The sequence below is a fragment of the Thalassobius vesicularis genome (assembly GCF_004799325.1).
GTDB lineage: Bacteria > Pseudomonadota > Alphaproteobacteria > Rhodobacterales > Rhodobacteraceae > Thalassobius > Thalassobius vesicularis.
Genome location: NZ_SSMD01000011.1, coordinates 68,501 through 84,623, shown reverse-complemented (window position 1 = coordinate 84,623; position 16,123 = coordinate 68,501). Strand labels below are relative to the sequence as shown.

General features: G+C 64.9%; 18 protein-coding genes. 6 read left to right on the top strand and 12 right to left on the bottom strand.

Going from position 1 to position 16,123, the window contains the following annotated elements; translation table 11 throughout:
- Positions 1 to 30: 30 nt before the first annotated feature.
- Together E7681_RS17570 and kdsB are read right to left on the bottom strand one after the other, a co-directional pair.
- On the bottom strand, positions 31 to 660 hold the full coding sequence (locus E7681_RS17570) for an HAD family hydrolase (RefSeq protein ID WP_136340570.1): 630 nt from the start codon (positions 658 to 660) through the stop codon (positions 31 to 33).
- Positions 660 to 1,421, bottom strand: coding sequence for a 3-deoxy-manno-octulosonate cytidylyltransferase (gene kdsB, locus E7681_RS17565; RefSeq protein WP_136340569.1), 762 nt, complete (start codon positions 1,419 to 1,421; stop codon positions 660 to 662). The genes E7681_RS17570 and kdsB overlap by 1 nt, the downstream gene beginning before the upstream one ends.
- Positions 1,422 to 1,604: 183 nt before the next feature.
- Between kdsB and E7681_RS17560 the strand changes: the two genes are divergently transcribed.
- The 3 genes from E7681_RS17560 to E7681_RS17550 all read left to right on the top strand — a co-directional run bounded on the left by E7681_RS17560 (position 1,605) and on the right by E7681_RS17550 (position 4,777).
- Positions 1,605 to 2,903, top strand: coding sequence for a 3-deoxy-D-manno-octulosonic acid transferase (locus E7681_RS17560; RefSeq protein ID WP_168733245.1), 1,299 nt, complete (start codon positions 1,605 to 1,607; stop codon positions 2,901 to 2,903).
- 72 nt (positions 2,904 to 2,975) lie between these two features.
- Positions 2,976 to 4,004, top strand: coding sequence for an N-acetylneuraminate synthase family protein (locus E7681_RS17555; RefSeq protein ID WP_136340567.1), 1,029 nt, complete (start codon positions 2,976 to 2,978; stop codon positions 4,002 to 4,004).
- Positions 3,986 to 4,777 (top strand): glycosyltransferase family 25 protein, encoded by a 792-nt coding sequence (locus E7681_RS17550; RefSeq protein ID WP_136340566.1) that lies wholly within the window; start codon positions 3,986 to 3,988, stop codon positions 4,775 to 4,777. The genes E7681_RS17555 and E7681_RS17550 overlap by 19 nt, the downstream gene beginning before the upstream one ends.
- On the opposite strand, the gene E7681_RS17545 is transcribed toward E7681_RS17550, so the two are convergent.
- Positions 4,774 to 5,526 carry a glycosyltransferase gene (locus E7681_RS17545; RefSeq protein ID WP_136340565.1) on the bottom strand — a complete coding sequence of 251 codons (753 nt, stop codon included), beginning with the start codon at positions 5,524 to 5,526 and terminating at the stop codon, positions 4,774 to 4,776. The two genes, E7681_RS17550 and E7681_RS17545, sit on opposite strands and share 4 nt — an antisense overlap.
- Before the next feature lie 122 nt (positions 5,527 to 5,648).
- Between E7681_RS17545 and neuC the strand changes: the two genes are divergently transcribed.
- Genes neuC through E7681_RS17530 form a run of 3 tightly spaced genes read left to right on the top strand, consistent with a single transcriptional unit; the run spans position 5,649 to position 9,335 of the window.
- A complete protein-coding gene (gene neuC, locus E7681_RS17540; RefSeq protein WP_136340564.1) occupies positions 5,649 to 6,770 on the top strand; it encodes a UDP-N-acetylglucosamine 2-epimerase in 1,122 nt (373 codons plus the stop codon).
- Positions 6,757 to 8,010 (top strand): 3-deoxy-D-manno-octulosonic acid transferase, encoded by a 1,254-nt coding sequence (locus E7681_RS17535; RefSeq protein WP_136340563.1) that lies wholly within the window; start codon positions 6,757 to 6,759, stop codon positions 8,008 to 8,010. Before neuC ends, E7681_RS17535 begins: the two co-directional genes overlap by 14 nt.
- A complete protein-coding gene (locus tag E7681_RS17530) occupies positions 8,007 to 9,335 on the top strand; it encodes a 3-deoxy-D-manno-octulosonic acid transferase (protein WP_136340562.1) in 1,329 nt (442 codons plus the stop codon). The genes E7681_RS17535 and E7681_RS17530 overlap by 4 nt, the downstream gene beginning before the upstream one ends.
- Here the strand turns inward: E7681_RS17530 and E7681_RS17525 are convergent, their stop codons facing one another.
- From E7681_RS17525 to napG, 9 genes are all read right to left on the bottom strand, one after another.
- A complete protein-coding gene (locus E7681_RS17525) occupies positions 9,336 to 10,127 on the bottom strand; it encodes an SDR family NAD(P)-dependent oxidoreductase (RefSeq protein WP_136340561.1) in 792 nt (263 codons plus the stop codon).
- Complete coding sequence (locus E7681_RS17520) at positions 10,120 to 10,824, bottom strand: acylneuraminate cytidylyltransferase family protein (RefSeq protein ID WP_136340560.1); 705 nt, start codon at positions 10,822 to 10,824, stop codon at positions 10,120 to 10,122. Before E7681_RS17520 ends, E7681_RS17525 begins: the two co-directional genes overlap by 8 nt.
- Position 10,825: 1 nt before the next feature.
- The gene (locus tag E7681_RS17515) at positions 10,826 to 11,779 is read right to left on the bottom strand and encodes a Gfo/Idh/MocA family protein (RefSeq protein WP_136340559.1); all 954 of its coding nucleotides are present in this window, start codon (positions 11,777 to 11,779) and stop codon (positions 10,826 to 10,828) included.
- Between the two features lie 24 nt (positions 11,780 to 11,803).
- Entirely contained in the window at positions 11,804 to 12,484 is a 681-nt protein-coding gene (locus E7681_RS17510) for a fused DSP-PTPase phosphatase/NAD kinase-like protein (protein ID WP_136340558.1), read from the bottom strand.
- Between the two features lie 156 nt (positions 12,485 to 12,640).
- Positions 12,641 to 13,147 (bottom strand): DUF2478 domain-containing protein, encoded by a 507-nt coding sequence (locus tag E7681_RS17505; protein WP_136340557.1) that lies wholly within the window; start codon positions 13,145 to 13,147, stop codon positions 12,641 to 12,643.
- A gap of 51 nt (positions 13,148 to 13,198) precedes the next feature.
- The gene (locus E7681_RS17500) at positions 13,199 to 13,906 is read right to left on the bottom strand and encodes a NapC/NirT family cytochrome c (RefSeq protein ID WP_136340556.1); all 708 of its coding nucleotides are present in this window, start codon (positions 13,904 to 13,906) and stop codon (positions 13,199 to 13,201) included.
- 21 nt (positions 13,907 to 13,927) lie between these two features.
- On the bottom strand, positions 13,928 to 14,359 hold the full coding sequence (locus E7681_RS17495; protein ID WP_136340555.1) for a nitrate reductase cytochrome c-type subunit: 432 nt from the start codon (positions 14,357 to 14,359) through the stop codon (positions 13,928 to 13,930).
- Between the two features lie 20 nt (positions 14,360 to 14,379).
- Positions 14,380 to 15,300: a quinol dehydrogenase ferredoxin subunit NapH gene (gene napH / locus E7681_RS17490; protein ID WP_136340554.1), complete on the bottom strand. Its 921-nt coding sequence runs from the start codon at positions 15,298 to 15,300 to the stop codon at positions 14,380 to 14,382.
- Entirely contained in the window at positions 15,297 to 16,115 is an 819-nt protein-coding gene (napG, locus tag E7681_RS17485) for a ferredoxin-type protein NapG (RefSeq protein WP_136340553.1), read from the bottom strand. Before napG ends, napH begins: the two co-directional genes overlap by 4 nt.
- Between the last annotated feature and the right edge of the window lie 8 nt (positions 16,116 to 16,123).

Genomic DNA, 16,123 nt, shown 5'->3' with positions numbered 1-16,123 from the left:
TCAATTGCGACCCTTCCGGGCGCGCCGTCGTCACGCCAGTCGTGCCGCCAGTTCCGGCAGGGTGTGGATGCGGTCACAGTGGTTGACCATGTTCGAGGGCATCCGGTTCGCACCGTTGTCGTCGAAATAAACGAACTGCATCCCGGCGTTCAGCGCGAATTGGAAGTCGAACACCATGTCCCCGACGTACAACGTCTCGGCCGGGGTCACGCCCAGCTTTTTGCACACCAGAAAGCCCGCATAGGGATCGGGCTTGCCCTTGGTGAAATCGTCGCCGCAGATCAGCTCGTCGACCTGAAAGCCCATCTTTTCAACGATGTCTTCCGAGTTCTTGCGCGGCTTCGACGTGATGATCGAGACCTTGTACCCCTCGTCGCGGCACAGTTTCACCAGATCCTTCGCACCCGGGATTTCCGGGATGTTGCCAGCCAGCGCGCGGGTGCGGGTGAAATATTCCTCGGACAGCTCGGTGGTATAGTTCTTCAGGCCCAGCATCTCCATGATCTTGGGGAAAGGCAGGCCGACATAGCGGCGGTATTCGGAAAAGCCGCAGTTGATGTGCAGGGCCTCGGTCGCGCCCTGCCAGGCGATCTTCATGTTGCCGAAGGAATTGATCAGCGTGCCGTCCAGATCGAAGGAGATATGTTTGAGGGTGGTCATCACGACAGCTCCGGTTCGATGGTGGTGCGGAACAGCGGGTCGCGTTCCATCATGCGGCAGGCGAGTTCGTAGTCTTCGGGTGTGTCCACCGATAGGCTGACGCCGTCCTGGTGGAAGGTGCCGATCGGCTCGCCCAGCTCGATCAGGCGCATCAGCTCGATCCGTTCGATGTTTTCCAGCGGGGTCGGTTCCGAGGACACGAAGCGGCGCAGCGCGGCCAGACGGAAGCCGATGATCGACAGGTGTTTCTTCATCGGCTGCTGCACTTGCCCGAAATAGCAAGGCACATCGCTGCGCGAGAAATACAGAATGCGGTCGCCATGCGAGACCAGCTTCACCCGGTTCAGGTTGCCGTATTCGTCGATCATCTGGTGCGGCACGACGCAGCCATAGTCGGTTTCAGCAACGAAATCAGCGACCTGCTGGATGTATTCGGGTTTGACGAAGGGCTCGTCGCCCTGCACGTCGATGATGATGTCGTCGTCCGTCAGGCCCATCACCTCGGCCGCTTCGGCGATCCGCTCGGTGCCGTTCTGGTGCGAGGATTTGGTCATGCAAACCTCGATCCCGTAGGATTCGCAGGCGAACAGGATATCGACCGAGTCGGTGCACACCACCACCTTGTCCACGCTGTCAGCCAGCATCGAGCGTTTGGCGACGTGAACGATCATCGGGATGCCCGAAATCTTCTTCAGCGGTTTGCCCGGCAAGCGAGAGCTTTCCATCCGGGCCGGGATCAGCGCGACGACGTGTCTGGTCATGGTCTTCGTTCCTTGGCGGGCCAAAAGGCGGTTTCGCCCGCGATTTCTTGACCTTGAGGGGGAAACAGGTCACAGCTTCCCCGGGTCCGATGACCCGTTCATGGCCTGTCATCCGGGGCGGTGTCAATGCCGCAGGCCCCCGGCGCGCGACGGGCCGCGCATGGGACAGGCGGAAGGATGGCCATGACAGACCCGGTCCAGCAGGAACTGACAGCGCGCAGGCGGGCGGCCTCGTTCAAGGAACGTGCGCTGATGACGGCCTATTTCGGGCTGGCGCGGGTGATCCCGGATGCGCTGATCCGGGCTGTCGTCGCGCGGATGGGCCGCAAACGCCCCGAGGATATCGGCGTGGACCGCGTCAACGAACGCATCGCGCGCGATCTGCCTCCACGCCCGCAGGGGCGGGTGGTGTGGCTGCACTCGATCGGGCCGGGGGATTCCACGGCTTTGCTGCCGCTGATCCCGGAACTGCTGGCGCAGGGCGTGCATTGCGTGGTGACGACGCGGACATTTGCGGCGCAAAAGGTGTTCGCGAAGCTGGCCGAGGGCGGGCGCGTCACCGTGCAACTGGCCCCCTACGACACATACCTGGTAATGCGCCGCTTTCTGGATCACTGGCAGCCCGACACCGCGATCTTCTGCGAGCGTGACCTCTGGCCCGTCGCCCTGCACCTGCTGAAACAACGCGGCGCGCGGGTGGGGATCGTCAACGGCCAGATGGACGGGCGGCTGGGCGACGATCTGCGCAAATTGCCGGGGCTGGGGCGCTGGATGATGGGCCATATCGACGTGATGCATGTGTTCTCAGACGCTTGCGCCGTCGATGCCCGCACATGGCTGCGCACCGATGCCCAGATCTTGACCCTGCCGAACCTCAAACTCGACGCCGCGCCTCTGGTGGCCAAGCCCGATCTGCTGGCGCAATTGCGTGCTGTCTGGGCGGGGCGGTTGGTGGTGACGGCAGCCTCGGTCCGCTCGGTCGAGGTGCCGGTGCTGCTAGAGGCGCTGGACATCGCCCGCGCCACCCGCCCCGATCTGCGCCTGATCCTCGCCCCGCGCTGGAAGGATCAGCTGGCAGAGCTGCAAGAGATGGTCGCCGCCCCCTGCCGATCCATCGACGGGCTGCCAGGCGCCGACGACGCGGTGTTCATCGCCGACAGCTATGGCGAGCTGGGCACCTGGTTCGAGGACTCGGTTGCCGTGTTCATGGGCGACACGCTGTTCTACGGTTGGGGCCACAACCCCTATGAGCCGGTCCTCAAAGGCTGCGAGGTGATCGCAGGCTCTCATTCCCGACTGTTCGGCGCAGATTTCCGCTATCTGGAGGGGTTGGGCCTGTGCGTCATCGCCCCCGATGCCGCCGCCATTGCCCGCGAAATCCTGCGGCTGGCGGATCAGCAGGGGCAGTCCGACGGGTTCGCCCGCCTTTGGGCCACGCGCGGCTTTACGCCCACGCTGGCGCAGGCGCTGCTGCACGGCTGATACTGGCCCCTTCTACTGGTAGCGGGCGCGGGCGCGTGCTAGGGATCGGGCAAATCGCAGGAGGTTCCCCGCATGAAAATCGCGCATCGAGAGATCGGCCCCGGCCACCCGCCGCTGGTGATCGCGGAAATCGGTATCAACCACGGCGGCGATCTGTCCGTCGCCAAGGAAATGGTCCGTCTGGCCGCGGCCTCGGGCTGTGAGATGGTCAAGCACCAGACCCACATCCTTGAGGATGAGATGACCGACGAGGCCAAGTCGATCTTTCCGCCCAACGCGGATGTCTCGATCTGGGACGTGATGGCGGGCTGCGCGCTGACGCTGGACGAAGAGGCCGAGCTGAAGCGCTATACCGAAGAGCTGGGGATGATCTGGATTTCCACCCCGTTCAGCCGGGCCGCCGCCGATTACCTGGAAACGCTGGACGTGCCAGCCTACAAGATCGGCTCGGGCGAGGCGGACAACCTGCCGCTGATCCGCCACATCGCGCGCAAGGGTAAGCCGGTGATCCTGTCGACGGGCATGCAGACCATCGAAACCATGCGCGCCAGCGTGCAAATCCTAGAGGATGCGGGCGTCGAATACGCGCTGCTGGAATGCACCAATTTGTATCCGTCGCCGGCTGAAATCGTCTCGCTGAAAGGCGTGACCGAGCTGAAAAACGCCTTCCCGAATGCCGTTGTCGGCTTCTCGGACCACTCGATCGGGCCGGAAATGGCGCTGGCCTCGGTCGCGTTGGGCGCCTGCATTCTGGAGCGGCACTATACCGACACCCGCTATCGCAAGGGGCCGGATATTTCGTGCTCGATGGACCCGGCCGAGCTGCGCTTCCTGATCGACCGCTCGCGCGAGATTTGGGTCGCGGCGAACAACGACAAGAAACGCACCGGGCCCGAGGAAGACGTCTATCGCTTTGCCCGCGCGTCGGTCGTGGCGGACGCGGACTTGCCCGAGGGGCATGTCATCACCGAGGCCGATATCTGGGCGCGCCGTCCCGGCTCGGGCGAGATCGCGGGCTATGACTTCGACAAGGTCGTCGGCAAGCGCCTGACCCGCGCAGTCACCCGCAACACTCAGCTGAAATGGAGCGATCTGGCGTGAGCGGTCTGGGCGTTCCGGTCAGGGTGATTTCTCTGGCGCGGGCGGTGGCCCGTCAGGAACGCTTTGCCGCCGAATGCGCGCGGCTGGGGATCGACTATGCGCTGTTCACCGGCGTCGATGGCCGGGCCGAGCTGGACCGGCTGATGCAGCAAACCGATGTGCCGGGCTGGCACAGCCACATGGGTGCGCCGATCGCGGCGGGGCATCTGGGCTGTTATGCCTCGCATGTGCAGCTGTGGCAGGAAATCGGCAACGGCCCCGATGACATCGTGCTGGTGTGCGAGGATGACGTGGTGTTCCACGACGATTTCCCCGCCGCCGTGCAGGCCGCGCTCAAGGTGGCCGGGCAATGGGACATCTGCCGTTTCGCCAAGATCCGCGCCAAGGGGGCGATTTGTCAGGGCACGGTCGATGGCTATCTGCTGAACGCCTATTGGGGGCCGTTCACGGGCAATGCCTGCTACCTGATCAAGCGCGATCTGGCCGCGCGTCTGGCGCGTGATTTCTGGCCGATCTCGCGCGCGCATGATCACGAGCTGAACCGCTTTTTCGCCTATGATTTCCGCCTGATGGGGCTGGAGCCCTTCGCCGCCCACCCCGAGGACAAGGCCGAAAGCTTCATCACCGGGCAGGCCATGTCCGAGGCCAAGAAGTTCCCCAAACACAAACGACTGCCCTATTACGTACAAAAACTGGCGAATTACGTACGTCGGCTGGTCTGGCTGGGGCGGCACGGAATGCTGCGGGCTTCGGACAAGCCGCTGGCCGATTAAAGCCGCCCGCCGTTTTCCAGCCAGTAATCGCGCGCCCAGTCCACCTGACCGGGGACGCAATGCGGGAACAGATCGCGGTTGCCGCCGCCGGGGCGGATCAGGTCCATCGGGCGCGGACGGCCGTGGAACACGATGATCTTGACGCCCGGTTCCGGCCATTTGGGTTGCTTGAACCGGTCGATCAGCAACGGCTGGCGCAGGTGGCGCTTGAAGCTGACCAGCCAGTCATGCGGCCAGTACCCGATGCGCTCGACCTCGCCGTGCAGGTAGTTCTGCTCGATGTCGTACTTGGCGCAGATCGCATCCCGGTCGGCGCGGATGCGGTCGACCAGATAGCCCATCTGCCCCAGATCGAACGCAAAGATCGAGGTCATCGTGCTGGGCGGCGTACCGTTCCAGACGCCCTCGTCGATGGTGACAAGGCCCTGATCGTAGGTGAAAAACTCGTCCAGCGGGCCGCAGATGATCATGTCCAGGTCGATGAACAGCGCGCGCCCGGTCAGCCCGTACAGGTCAGGCAGGAACACCGCGATCTTGGGCCAGGCGCCGTGATACCAGTTTTCGTGCTTCAGTCCGATATCGGGGATCGGGTGGCACTCGACCTCATCACGGATACCGGCGGGGTCGTCGGTCAGGCAGACAAAGCGGAAATCGCCGGTCAGGTTGCGCCGCACGGCGCTGTACAGCACGTTCACATAGTCGGGGCCATACAGCGTGCCCCATTTCATGCATAGTACAACGCGGTCCATCGCGGCCTCCTGCGGGTGACTGGCGGGCACAGTATGGCCGCCCCCCGGCAATGTCCACCGTAAGCGATTGCCCAGACTGGCGGTTTTCCCTATGGTCGCGCGGCACAGAGACTCGAGGCGACATGACCCGCAAAATCCTATTCGTCAGCGGCACCCGCGCGGATTTCGGCAAGATCGAGCCGCTGGCCATCGCCGCGCGCGATGCCGGGCACGACGTGTCCTTTTTCGTGACCGGAATGCACATGATGGCGCGCTACGGGCTGACCAAGCTGGAAGTGCACCGCATGCAGGGCGTCACCGTTCACGAATTCCAGAACCAGCGCGAAGGCGATCCGCAGGACATGGTGCTGGCCAAGACCATCGTGGGCTTTTCCGACCACCTGACCGAGGCGCGCCCGGATCTGGTGGTCGTCCATGGCGACCGGGTCGAGGCGCTGGCCGCCGCGCTGGTCTGTGCGACGAATTACATCCGCTGCGCCCATGTCGAGGGCGGCGAGGTGTCTGGCACGATCGACGAGATCTTCCGCCACTGCAACACCAAGCTGGCCTATTGCCATCTGGTCAGCTCGGATCAGGCCGCCCGCCGCGTCATGGCGCTGGGGGAGCCGGAGGAATCGATCTACACCATCGGCTCGCCCGAGCTGGATTTCCACGGGCGCGACTCGGGCGTCAGCTTGGCGGCGGTGCGCGAGCGCTATGCGATTCCGTTCGACGATTTCGGGATCGTCACCTTCCATCCGGTGACGTCCGAGCAGGAAACCATGGGCGCTCAGGCCGCCGATCTGTTCTCGGCGCTCGACGCCTCGGGGCGCAAATTCGTGGTGATCCTGCCCAATAACGACCCCGGCGCCGCGGATATCCTGAAGGTGATCGAGGCACTGCCGCGCGAGCGGTTCCGCCTGATCCCGTCGATGCGGTTCGCTCATTTTTCCGAACTGATGAAGAACGCCTCGGCGATCATCGGCAACTCCTCGGCCGGGGTGCGCGAGGCGCCGTTTCTGGGCATCCCGTCGCTGGACGTGGGCACCCGACAGGCGCGGCGCTCGGATGCGCCCTCGGTCACCTCGGTTCAGGCAGGGGATCGCGCGGCCATCGCGGCGTTTCTGGCCGACCAATGGGGCCACCGGCACGAGGCGCATACCGGTTTTGGTGCGGGCGACACGGCTGGTCGCTTTGCCGAACTGCTGAACGATCCGGCGTTCTGGGCGCGCTCGTTCCAGAAAGAATTCCGTGACGTCCTCTGAGCTGACCGGGTTCGGCCCGTATCTGGCGCTGACGCGGCTGCTGTGTCCGCTGGTGCCGTTGGCGCTGCGCTGGCGGCTGCGCAAGGGCAAGGAAATGCCGGGCCGTTGGCGCGAAAAACTGGGCGAGGCCAGCGTGCCGCGCCCCGATGGCCCGCTGATCTGGATGCATGCCGTGGGTCTGGGCGAGGCGCTGGCCCTACGCGCGCTGGTCGCCGCATTGGAGGCCCGCCGCCCCGCGCTGAACATCCTTGTGACAACCGGCACGCGCGGCTCGGCCGAGGCGCTGGCCAAGAACGGCATCGGTGGCGCGATCCACCAGTTTCTGCCGATGGACTGCCCCAAGGCTCGGGCGCAATTTCTGGACCACTGGCGCCCCGATTTCGCGGTCTGGTCCGAGCAGGACATCTGGCCCGGTCTGGTCCACGCAGCAGCCGAACGCGGTATCCCGCAGGTCTGGATCAACGCCCGCATGAACCGCGCCGCGCGTGATCGGCGGATGCGTCAGGCGCGGCTCTATCGGGCGGTGTACGGGTGTTTCCAGACGATCTCGGCCCAGGATGACGACACAGCGCGGCAGATCGCGGCCTTTGGGGTCACGGCACAGGTGGATGGCTCGCTCAAGCCCGCCGCCCAACCGCTGGCCGACAACGCACAGGAACGCGACGCCCTGACTGCTGCGATTGGCGAGCGTCGGGTCTGGCTGGCCGCCTCCAGCCATCCGCAGGACGAGGCGCTGGCGCTGGACGCGCTGACCCATCTGGCGGCCCCCGGTCTGCTGGTGATCGCGCCCCGCTATCCGCAGCGCGGGGACGAGATCGTGGCCGACGCACGGGCGCGCGGGCTGCGGGTGGCGCAACGCTCCTCGGGCCAGCGACCCGACACGCAAACGCAGGTCTACGTGGCCGACACGCTGGGCGAGATGGGCCTGTGGTATCGGCTGGCCGAGGCCGCGCTGATCGGCGGCACCAATGACGACATCGAAGGCCACAACCCGTGGGAGGCCGCCGCTTTGGACTGCGCCATCCTGCACGGCCTGCGCGTGGCGAACTTCGCCACCGACTACGCCGTTCTGGACGCGGGCGGGGCCGCGCGTCAGGTGACGGACGGGGCCGCACTGGCCGCCGCCTTGGACGATCCGCTGCTGTCGTGCCAGACCGGGCGCGCATCGGTGCTTGTCCAACGGGGGCGCGACTTGGTAGATGCGCTGGCAAGCCAGTTGTTGACCCGGATGGACGCATGAGCCGTTTTCCCAGCCTTCGGATGCGCCTGTTTCTGGCAGGCTGGGCCTTGCTTTGGGGCGCGGCACTGCCGCTGATCCTGCTCTACATCCGCAAGCGCGCAAAGCGTGACCCGATGTACGGCACCGATTTGGCGCAACGCTTCGGGCGGCACCGGCTGCGCTGGGATGGCTCGGTCTGGGTGCATACGGTCTCGATCGGCGAATTCCGCTCGGCGGTGCCGCTGATCCGACGACTGCTGACGGATGGTGAGCGCGTTGTCGTCACCCATTTCACCCCCGCCGCGCGGCGCGAGATCGCCAAGGTGTTCGGCGCGGAGATCGCCGCTGGCCAACTGGCCTCGGTTTGGGTGCCGTTCGAGTATGACCTTGCTTATGCACGGTTTTTCCGCGCCTTCCGGCCCAAATATGGTCTGGTGATGGAGGTCGAATTCTGGCCCCGCATGATCGCCAGCGCCCGAGCACGCGGCGTGCCGCTGTTCCTGTGTAACGGTCAGTACCCGTCGAAAAGCTATGCCCGCGACCGCAATCGTTTGCGGGGCGAGTTGGTGCGCGGCTTTGCCGGAGTGATGGTGAAAAACACCGTCCAGCGCGACCGTTTCTTGTCGCTGGGCATGCCGGATGCGGCCATTCGCATGACCGGAGAGATGCGCTTTGACCAGCCGATTCCGCCGCGTCTGACCGAGGCCGCGCAGCGGCTGGTGTGGCCCGGTGACCGCAACAGCATCACCTTCGCCAGCGTGGTCGAGGGCGAGGACGACACCTATCTGGACGCCATTGCCACCCTGCGCGCCCAAGCGGCCGCGAACAGCAAGCAGCCCCCGCGCATCGTCTATGTGCCGCGCGCGCCGGAGCGGTTTGACACCGTGGCGCAGATGATCGCGGCGCGGGGCTGGCCGATGGCGCGCCGATCTGAGGCGCTGGACGCTAATCTGGTGGGCGATCTAGACGCCGATATCCTGCTGGGCGACAGCATGGGCGAGATGTATTTCTACCTGTCGCTAACCGAAAAAACCGTTGTGGGCGGCGGGTTTACCCCCAAGGGCGCGCATAACGTGATCGAGCCCCTGGCCGTGCGCAAACCCGTTTTCGTCGGGCCGGAAATCTGGACGATCGAATACCCCGCGCAAGAGGCGATCGAGGCAGGTGTGCTGCGCCATTGCATGACGGAAGAGCAGCTGGCCGAGGCCCTGTCCCCTGATGCGCCCCTGCCCGGCGAGGCCGAGATGACGGCGTTTTTTGCGGCCCATGCGGGCGGTGTCGATAAGACGATGGCCGCCTTGCCCGCGCTGCTGGAACATGCGCGGGCGCAGGGGATCATTCGTTAATTACCAGGCGCTGAAACCGCCATCGACGTTGATCAATTGTCCGGTCATGTACCCGGATTGCGGGCTGGCGAGGAACAGCATCACGTCGGCGATCTCGTCCGGCTGGGCCATGCGGCCGGCCATGATCAATTCGCCCACACGGCGCTGGAACTCGTCCGAATGGCCGTTGAACACGGCGCCCGGCGCGATGGTGTTCACGGTCGCCTGACGCTTGGCCCAATAGCCCGCCAGCCAGACCGTCAGCCCGTGAATCCCCGCCTTGGACACGCCGTAGGCCGAGAAATTCTTGAACGGCATCCCGTCATAAATCGGGTGATGCGCGCCGTTCAGGGCATACATCGAGGCCACGTTGATCAGCGTGCAGGGGTATTTGCCGACGATATCGCGGTCCATCTGGCGCGCGATCATGAAGGCGCCGGTCAGGTTGGTGCGCAGGGTACGCTCGAAATCCGCGACGGTGGTGTCGGCAAAATCGGGAAAGGGTTTGCCCGCGCCCATCAGCATCTCGCCGGTGATGGCGGCATTGTTCAGGATCACGTTCGGGTTCCAGCCATCGGCCATAACCCGTTGGAAAATCTCGGTGATCTGCTCTTCGGAGCCGACGTCCAGATCGTAGAAGCGGAAATTGTCGTTGCCCTCATGCGCGGCCTTCAGCGCGTCGGCGCGGTGGCCGGGCAGGTCGGTGGAAATCACCCGCGCGCCTTGATCCAGCATCCGCCGCACATAGGTGGAGCCCAGCACCCCGCCCGAGCCGGTGATGAAAATGGTGCGGCCGTCCAGTTGCTTAGTCATGGGTGCTCTCCCTGTCCTTCATGAGGAATTCGACGATACGGAAATCCAGCGGCGTGTCGATGTCCAGGCAGCGTTCCTGCGGCATCACGTACGGAATCACGCGGCCTTCGTACAACGAGGTGGCCCGGCGCAGATAGTCGGGCGCGACGACATAGGTCGAGGCGGCGTGCTCATAGACCTTGGGGGCCTGCTGGCGCGCCACCACGCCGCCGGGCAGCGGTTTGGAGACGTGCAAGGCGCCGGTCTCGTCCGGTTCGACCAGGTTGAAATACGGGTTCTTATGGGCATCGCAGCAGGACATCACCATGTCAGGGCGTTGATCTTCAAAGAGATTTAGCGCGTTGGTGATGTCGTCCTCCAGCCGCAGGGGCGAGGTGCAGTCGAGGTCCAGAAAGGCGGTGACGGGGCTGTCCAGCAGAGTTTGCGAGACCTCCAGCGCGTGCTGCCAGACCTGCCATTTGCCAGCGGTGTCGCTGGCCAGATGCGCAGGGCGCAGGCCCATCGGCAGGGCACCCTTGGCGAGGGCGTGCTCGTAGATGCGTTCATCATCGGTAGATACGACCACGGCATCGACGCGGGGATGCGCGAAAAGCTGGTCCAGAGACCAGTCGATCAGCGGCTTGCCGCACATGTCGCGGAAGTTCTTTCCGGGGACGCCCTTGCTGCCCTTGCGGGCGCCGATATGGCCAAGGATCATGTCAAAATTCCTTTTGAATCAGGCTGTTGAACTGGCGGCTGGCCCAGGCGTTGGCGATCAGATCGCAGCTGGGGCGGGCCAGGTCCAGACGGGGCATATGGGGGTTGCCCGAGGGGGCGCGCCCCTCGACCAGGGCCAGGAAATCACCCATCGCGCCGAGGAACATTTCGTTGCGATCGAAGGCGACTTGGGTGAGGTCTTGGGCGCCGTCGGGGGTGAAACGGGTCAGGGTGCCCGCCAGCAGGTCGCATTCGTTAACGGCGCGCTGACCACGCAGGCGAATCCGGCGTAAAAACACCGGCGAGAGGTAGTCCATCGCCACCGAACCGGTCGCGCCGGGGGCGCTGAGGGCGATCTGGGTGGCCATGTCGACGCCCGGAAAATCCGCGTGGCCCAGGCTGTGGACGCTGTGCGCGACGGCTCCGGGGAAAAGGGTGTGGGCCAGGTCCAGCTCGTGGCACAGATCCAGCAACACGCCGCCGCCTTCGGGCAGGGCTGCGTAGCTGTCGCCAAAGCGCCAGTTGGCGCGCCATTGGGTCACGTCATGGCCGATTTCGAAGTCGAAGCGGAAGGTCTCGTCCTCTTGCGCGCGCTCGACCAGACGGGCCAAAAGCGGGTGATAGCGCATCATGAAACCGGCCATGCTGCGCTCGGGCTGGGACGCGGCGGCGTAGAAATCGGCCAGGGCCTGCGGCTCATAAGCGATTGGTTTTTCGACGTAAACCGGCAGGTCGCGGGCGGACAGCGCCTCGATCAGCACTTGCCGGATCTGGGTGGCGGTGGCGATAACGGCCCCCTGTACATCAGGCGTGTTGGCGATGGCGGAGAGCACCCCGTCCAGCCCCAATTCACGCAAGGACAGGCGGATCGGTTCGGCCCCCAGCTGGGCCAGATTGTTGGCGTGGCGGGTCCCGATCGAGCCGGTCCCGATCACCAGAATGCGCAGTTTCGCCATGCCGCCCGTATCCCCCGTCAGCCGTTATTTCCGCCCTTTTCGGGCATTATACGCGGCATTGAAAGAGGCCTGAAGCGCGTCGCGGTCATAGACGTTGCGCAGCCAATCCTCGAAATCTCCGCCGGTCTTTTCATACTCGTCCAGAACCGCGTCCAGAACCCCGGTTTTTGTTGATTTGAAGTGCAAAAATTTCGGAGACAGCATCTGGCGGGCCTCGTCCAGCGAACGGCCCTCGATCACCAGCAGGTAGATGGCCGAGGCCAGGCCGGTGCGGTCGGCGCCGGATTTGCAGTGCATGAAGAAGGGTTTGTCGATGGTGCGGAACACCTCGATCAGGCGGAACAGGCGCTCTTTTTCCGGCGCGGCGCGGGCGGACAGCGAGACGGTGACCAGATCAAACCCCAGCCGTTCGCAGATGCGGACCTCGGTCTGGTAGAAGGGTTTGGTGCTGTCGGCGCGCAGGTTCAGGACGGTCTTGATGCCCATTTCCTTCAACGATTCCCAACGCTTGGGCGTGGGATGGTTGCCGCGCCAGACGCCGGGGACGACCTCGGCCAGGTTGGTCCAGAAGGTGCGCAGGATCGCGTGATCCAGCCAGTTCATGTAGAAGGTCGACTTCTTGTTGCCCTCGGGCGTGTCGGGCAGGTTGTCGTAAGAGGCGTGCAGGCCCTGTTCCCAGCGATGTATCTTGTTGAACAGACCCATGGTGCCCTTCCGCGTTGTTTTGATGCCCCCCGGCAGATAGGGATTAGCACCCCGCAGGGCAAGCTGAAATGCGGAACGTGACCGCGCGGGACGGGGGTGTCACGCCCGGTTAAGGGCGCGAATCGTAAGGTTTTGGACGATTTTCGTACGGTGATTTCAGGCCGGAACCAGCGCGGTGTCGGCCCAGTCCAGCAGGGCCTGCGCCTCGGCGGGCAGGGCGGTGGCGGTGCCGTCGCAGAAGTCCTGGAAGGCGTCGACGTTCAGCCCGTTGGTGCCGACGATGACGGGGATGCCACGGGCGGCGGCCTCGCCGATCACCTCGCGGAAGCCACGGCCTTCGGCCTCGTGCTTGCCGAACTTGTTGATGATCAGGATGTCGGCGCCGTCAAGGCGGGCCTGGGTCTGGGCCACGGCGGATTCCAGCGCGTTCGGGTCCAGACGGCAGCCGCGCGAATTGGGGCCCAGATCCTGCGAGATGCGGATGATCGTGCCCTCGGGCAGAACGCGGACGTCCATGTCGCAATGGTGGGTCTTGGGGCGGGGCGTGTCGGTCTGAGTGGTGCCGATCACGCGCAGGCCGCGGGCCATCAGGGCATCCGCCAGAGACGAGAGCGCGCGGTTCACCGCGCCGGTCTGGTCCGAGATCACATAGGCCAGGTTCATCTGGATGCCTTTCGAAAAGGCCGCCCCCGGTTTGGGCCGGGGGCGGGGAACTTATTTATCAAGATAGCTGTCGATTTCACGCTTGGCCACGGCTGTCGGCTGCGTCTTTTGCGGCAGCGTGCCATCGGCCTGAAGCTCGGCCACGACTTCGCGGTATTTCTCCAGGTAGCCGGCGGGCAGGTCGTGCGCGATGCCCTGGTGGCAGTCGATGCAGGTCTTGCCGTCGTCCAGCGCGGTCTGGTGGTTCGCGGCGGCGCGGTTTTCTTGCAGGGTGAAGTCCATGAACTCGAAGCTGTGGCAGTTGCGGCACTCTTTCGAGTCGGTCTTCTTCATGCGCGCCCATTCATGCGAGGCGAGCTCCAGCCGCATGTCCTCGAACTTTTCGCGGGTCCAGATCGATTTGGAGACGAAGTGGCCGTAAAGCTCCTTGGTCGCCTGAATCTTGCGGATGATCTTGGGGCCCCAATCCTTGGGGACGTGGCAATCCGGGCAGGTCGCGCGCACACCGGACGAGTTGTTCTGGTGAACGGAGCCCTGATACTCGGCGTAGACGTTATCCTTCATCTCGTGGCACGAGATGCAGAATTCCTCGCGGTTGGTCATTTCCAGCGCCCAGTGGAAGCCGCCCCAGAAGACGACACCGGCGATGAAACCGACGACCACAAGGAAGCCCAGCGAAAAGACGCCCGACGGAGAGGCGATGAAGCGCCATACGCGGCGCAGGAAACCCGGCCGGGGCTGTGGGGATTGATCCGACATGTTGGTTCTCCTTCCCGGGGGTCAGTTCGACGGCGCGAAGGTGTTGTCCACCAGCGCGGGCGCATCGGCCTGCGGCACGTGGCACTGGTTGCAGAACCAGCGGGTGCCGGCGACGGTATCCAGCTGGTTGCCTTCGCGATCCAGATAGTGGGTCATCGACAGGGTGGGCGCGCCGCGATCACCGGCGTTGGTCCAGTCGTGGCAGCCAAGGCATTCGTTGGCCTTCAGGTCGATCTGGTACTTGTCGATGGTGTGCGGGATCAGCGGCGGCTGCTGACGATAGTTGCGGGGGAACCGCTTTTCGTCCTGGTGGTAGACTTCGCCGGCCTGGTCGGCGTCGGCCGCGTCCGAACCGCGAAGCGTGGCGACCTTTCCGGCCTGCTGGGCCAGTGCGGCCCCTGCAAGCAGCAGGGCCGACACGGTGAGTGCGCTGATGATGCTGGTCTTTTTCATGGTTGGTCTCCGTTGCTTGCTCAGGCGGCCTTATCGGCCCCGGACGCAGAGTTGGAAGGCGTTCGCACACGTCCCGGGGAAGGGGTCTTGTCGAAACGGTGGGTGAAGTGGAAGACGTCGACCGAGCACACGTCGATGCAGCGGCCGCAGTTGGTACAATCGGGGCTGAGGATCAGCGGGGTGTCGTCATCGCCGCCGCGCAAGGCAGGGGTGATGACGTGCATTTCGGGGCAGACGGCAAAGCAATCCATGCAGTCGTCGCAGGCGGCGCGTTTGTCGGCGGTGATGCGCAGGACCGAGCCGCGCCCAAGCAGGCCGTAGAAGGCGCCGACGGGGCACAGGTGGCCGCACCAGCCGCGCCGGGCCAGCACGAAGTCCATCACGAAGACGCCCAGCACGAAGGCCCAGGCAAAGCCGACGCCGAAGATCAGCCCGCGATGCAGCATCGAGATGGGGTTCACGAACTCCCACGCGATGGTGCCGGTGGCGGCGGACACGGCCAGAACCATCGCCAGCATGTAGTAGCGGGTGTTGGCCTTGGGCTGCCAGCCCTTGGGCATGTTCAGCTTGTCGTGCAGCCAGTGCGCGGCATCCGTCACCGGGTTGATCGGGCACACCCACGAGCAATAGACCCGCCCGCCGATCAGCGCGTAGGTGACACCGACGATGAGGGCGCCGATCAGGGCCGTCATCTCGGGCCAGTGGCCAGCGACGAGGGATTGCAGCGCGATGAACGGGTCGGTCAGCGGCAGGATGCCAAGCGTCAACGAGCCGGACAGGTTGCCCTTGACCCACCACAGGCCGAACCACGGGCCGATCAGGAACAGCGACAGGAAGAACGCCTGGCTGATGCGGCGCAGGATCAGGAAACGGTGCGCGCCGATCCAGCCTTTGGCTTCGATCGCTTCGGCGCCGATGGGGGATTTGGTTTTCAGCTTCATTGGCCCGGCCCTCCGGGCAGTTTGAAAGCAGGCTCGTAGCCGCCGGGCGCGACAAGGTTGTCGGTGCCGGGGCCGGGCAGGCGGTCGGGCAGGTCGATCAGCTCATCGACCAGCGGGTTGTTTTCCTTCCAGCCCAGTTTGTAATGCTCGGCCGCTTCGGCCAAGGCGATGCGGTGCGGCAGCACCTTGATCGCAGAGGCGCCGGGCAGCACGCAGGATTTTTCGCATTTGCCGCAGCCGGTGCATTTGTCGGCATGCACGGTCGGCATGAAGATCGCGTGGTGGCCGGAGCGGGCGTTGTGGGATTGCTCGAGCGTGATCGCCTCGTCGATGACGGGGCAGACGCGGTAGCACACGTCGCAGCGCAGGCCGAGCGCGTTCAGGCAGCGTTCTTCGTCGATCAGGACGGCCACGCCCATGCGGGCGTCGTCGATCCGGTCCAGCCCGTGATCCAGCGCGCCGGTGGGACAGGCGACAACGCAGGGAATGTCGTCGCACATTTCACAGGGCACATCGCGGGCGGTGAAATAGGGGGTGCCGGTGGCGGGGGCGTCGACGCCCAGCTCGGCCAGAGACAGCGTGTCATAGGGGCAGTCGCGCACACACAGCCCGCAACGGATGCAGGCGGCAAGGAAATCGTCCTCGGCCAACGCTCCGGGGGGGCGCAGGGCCTGTGCGGGCAGGGCGCGGGCCGTAGAGGTGGCCAGCCAACCCAGCCCCATGCCCGCCAGCGCACAGCCCGCCACGCCGCGCGACGCATCCTGAAGGAAGCGGCGGCGGTCGATGGCTTTGGCGGGGCGCTTGGCGGCGGACATGGGTCTTT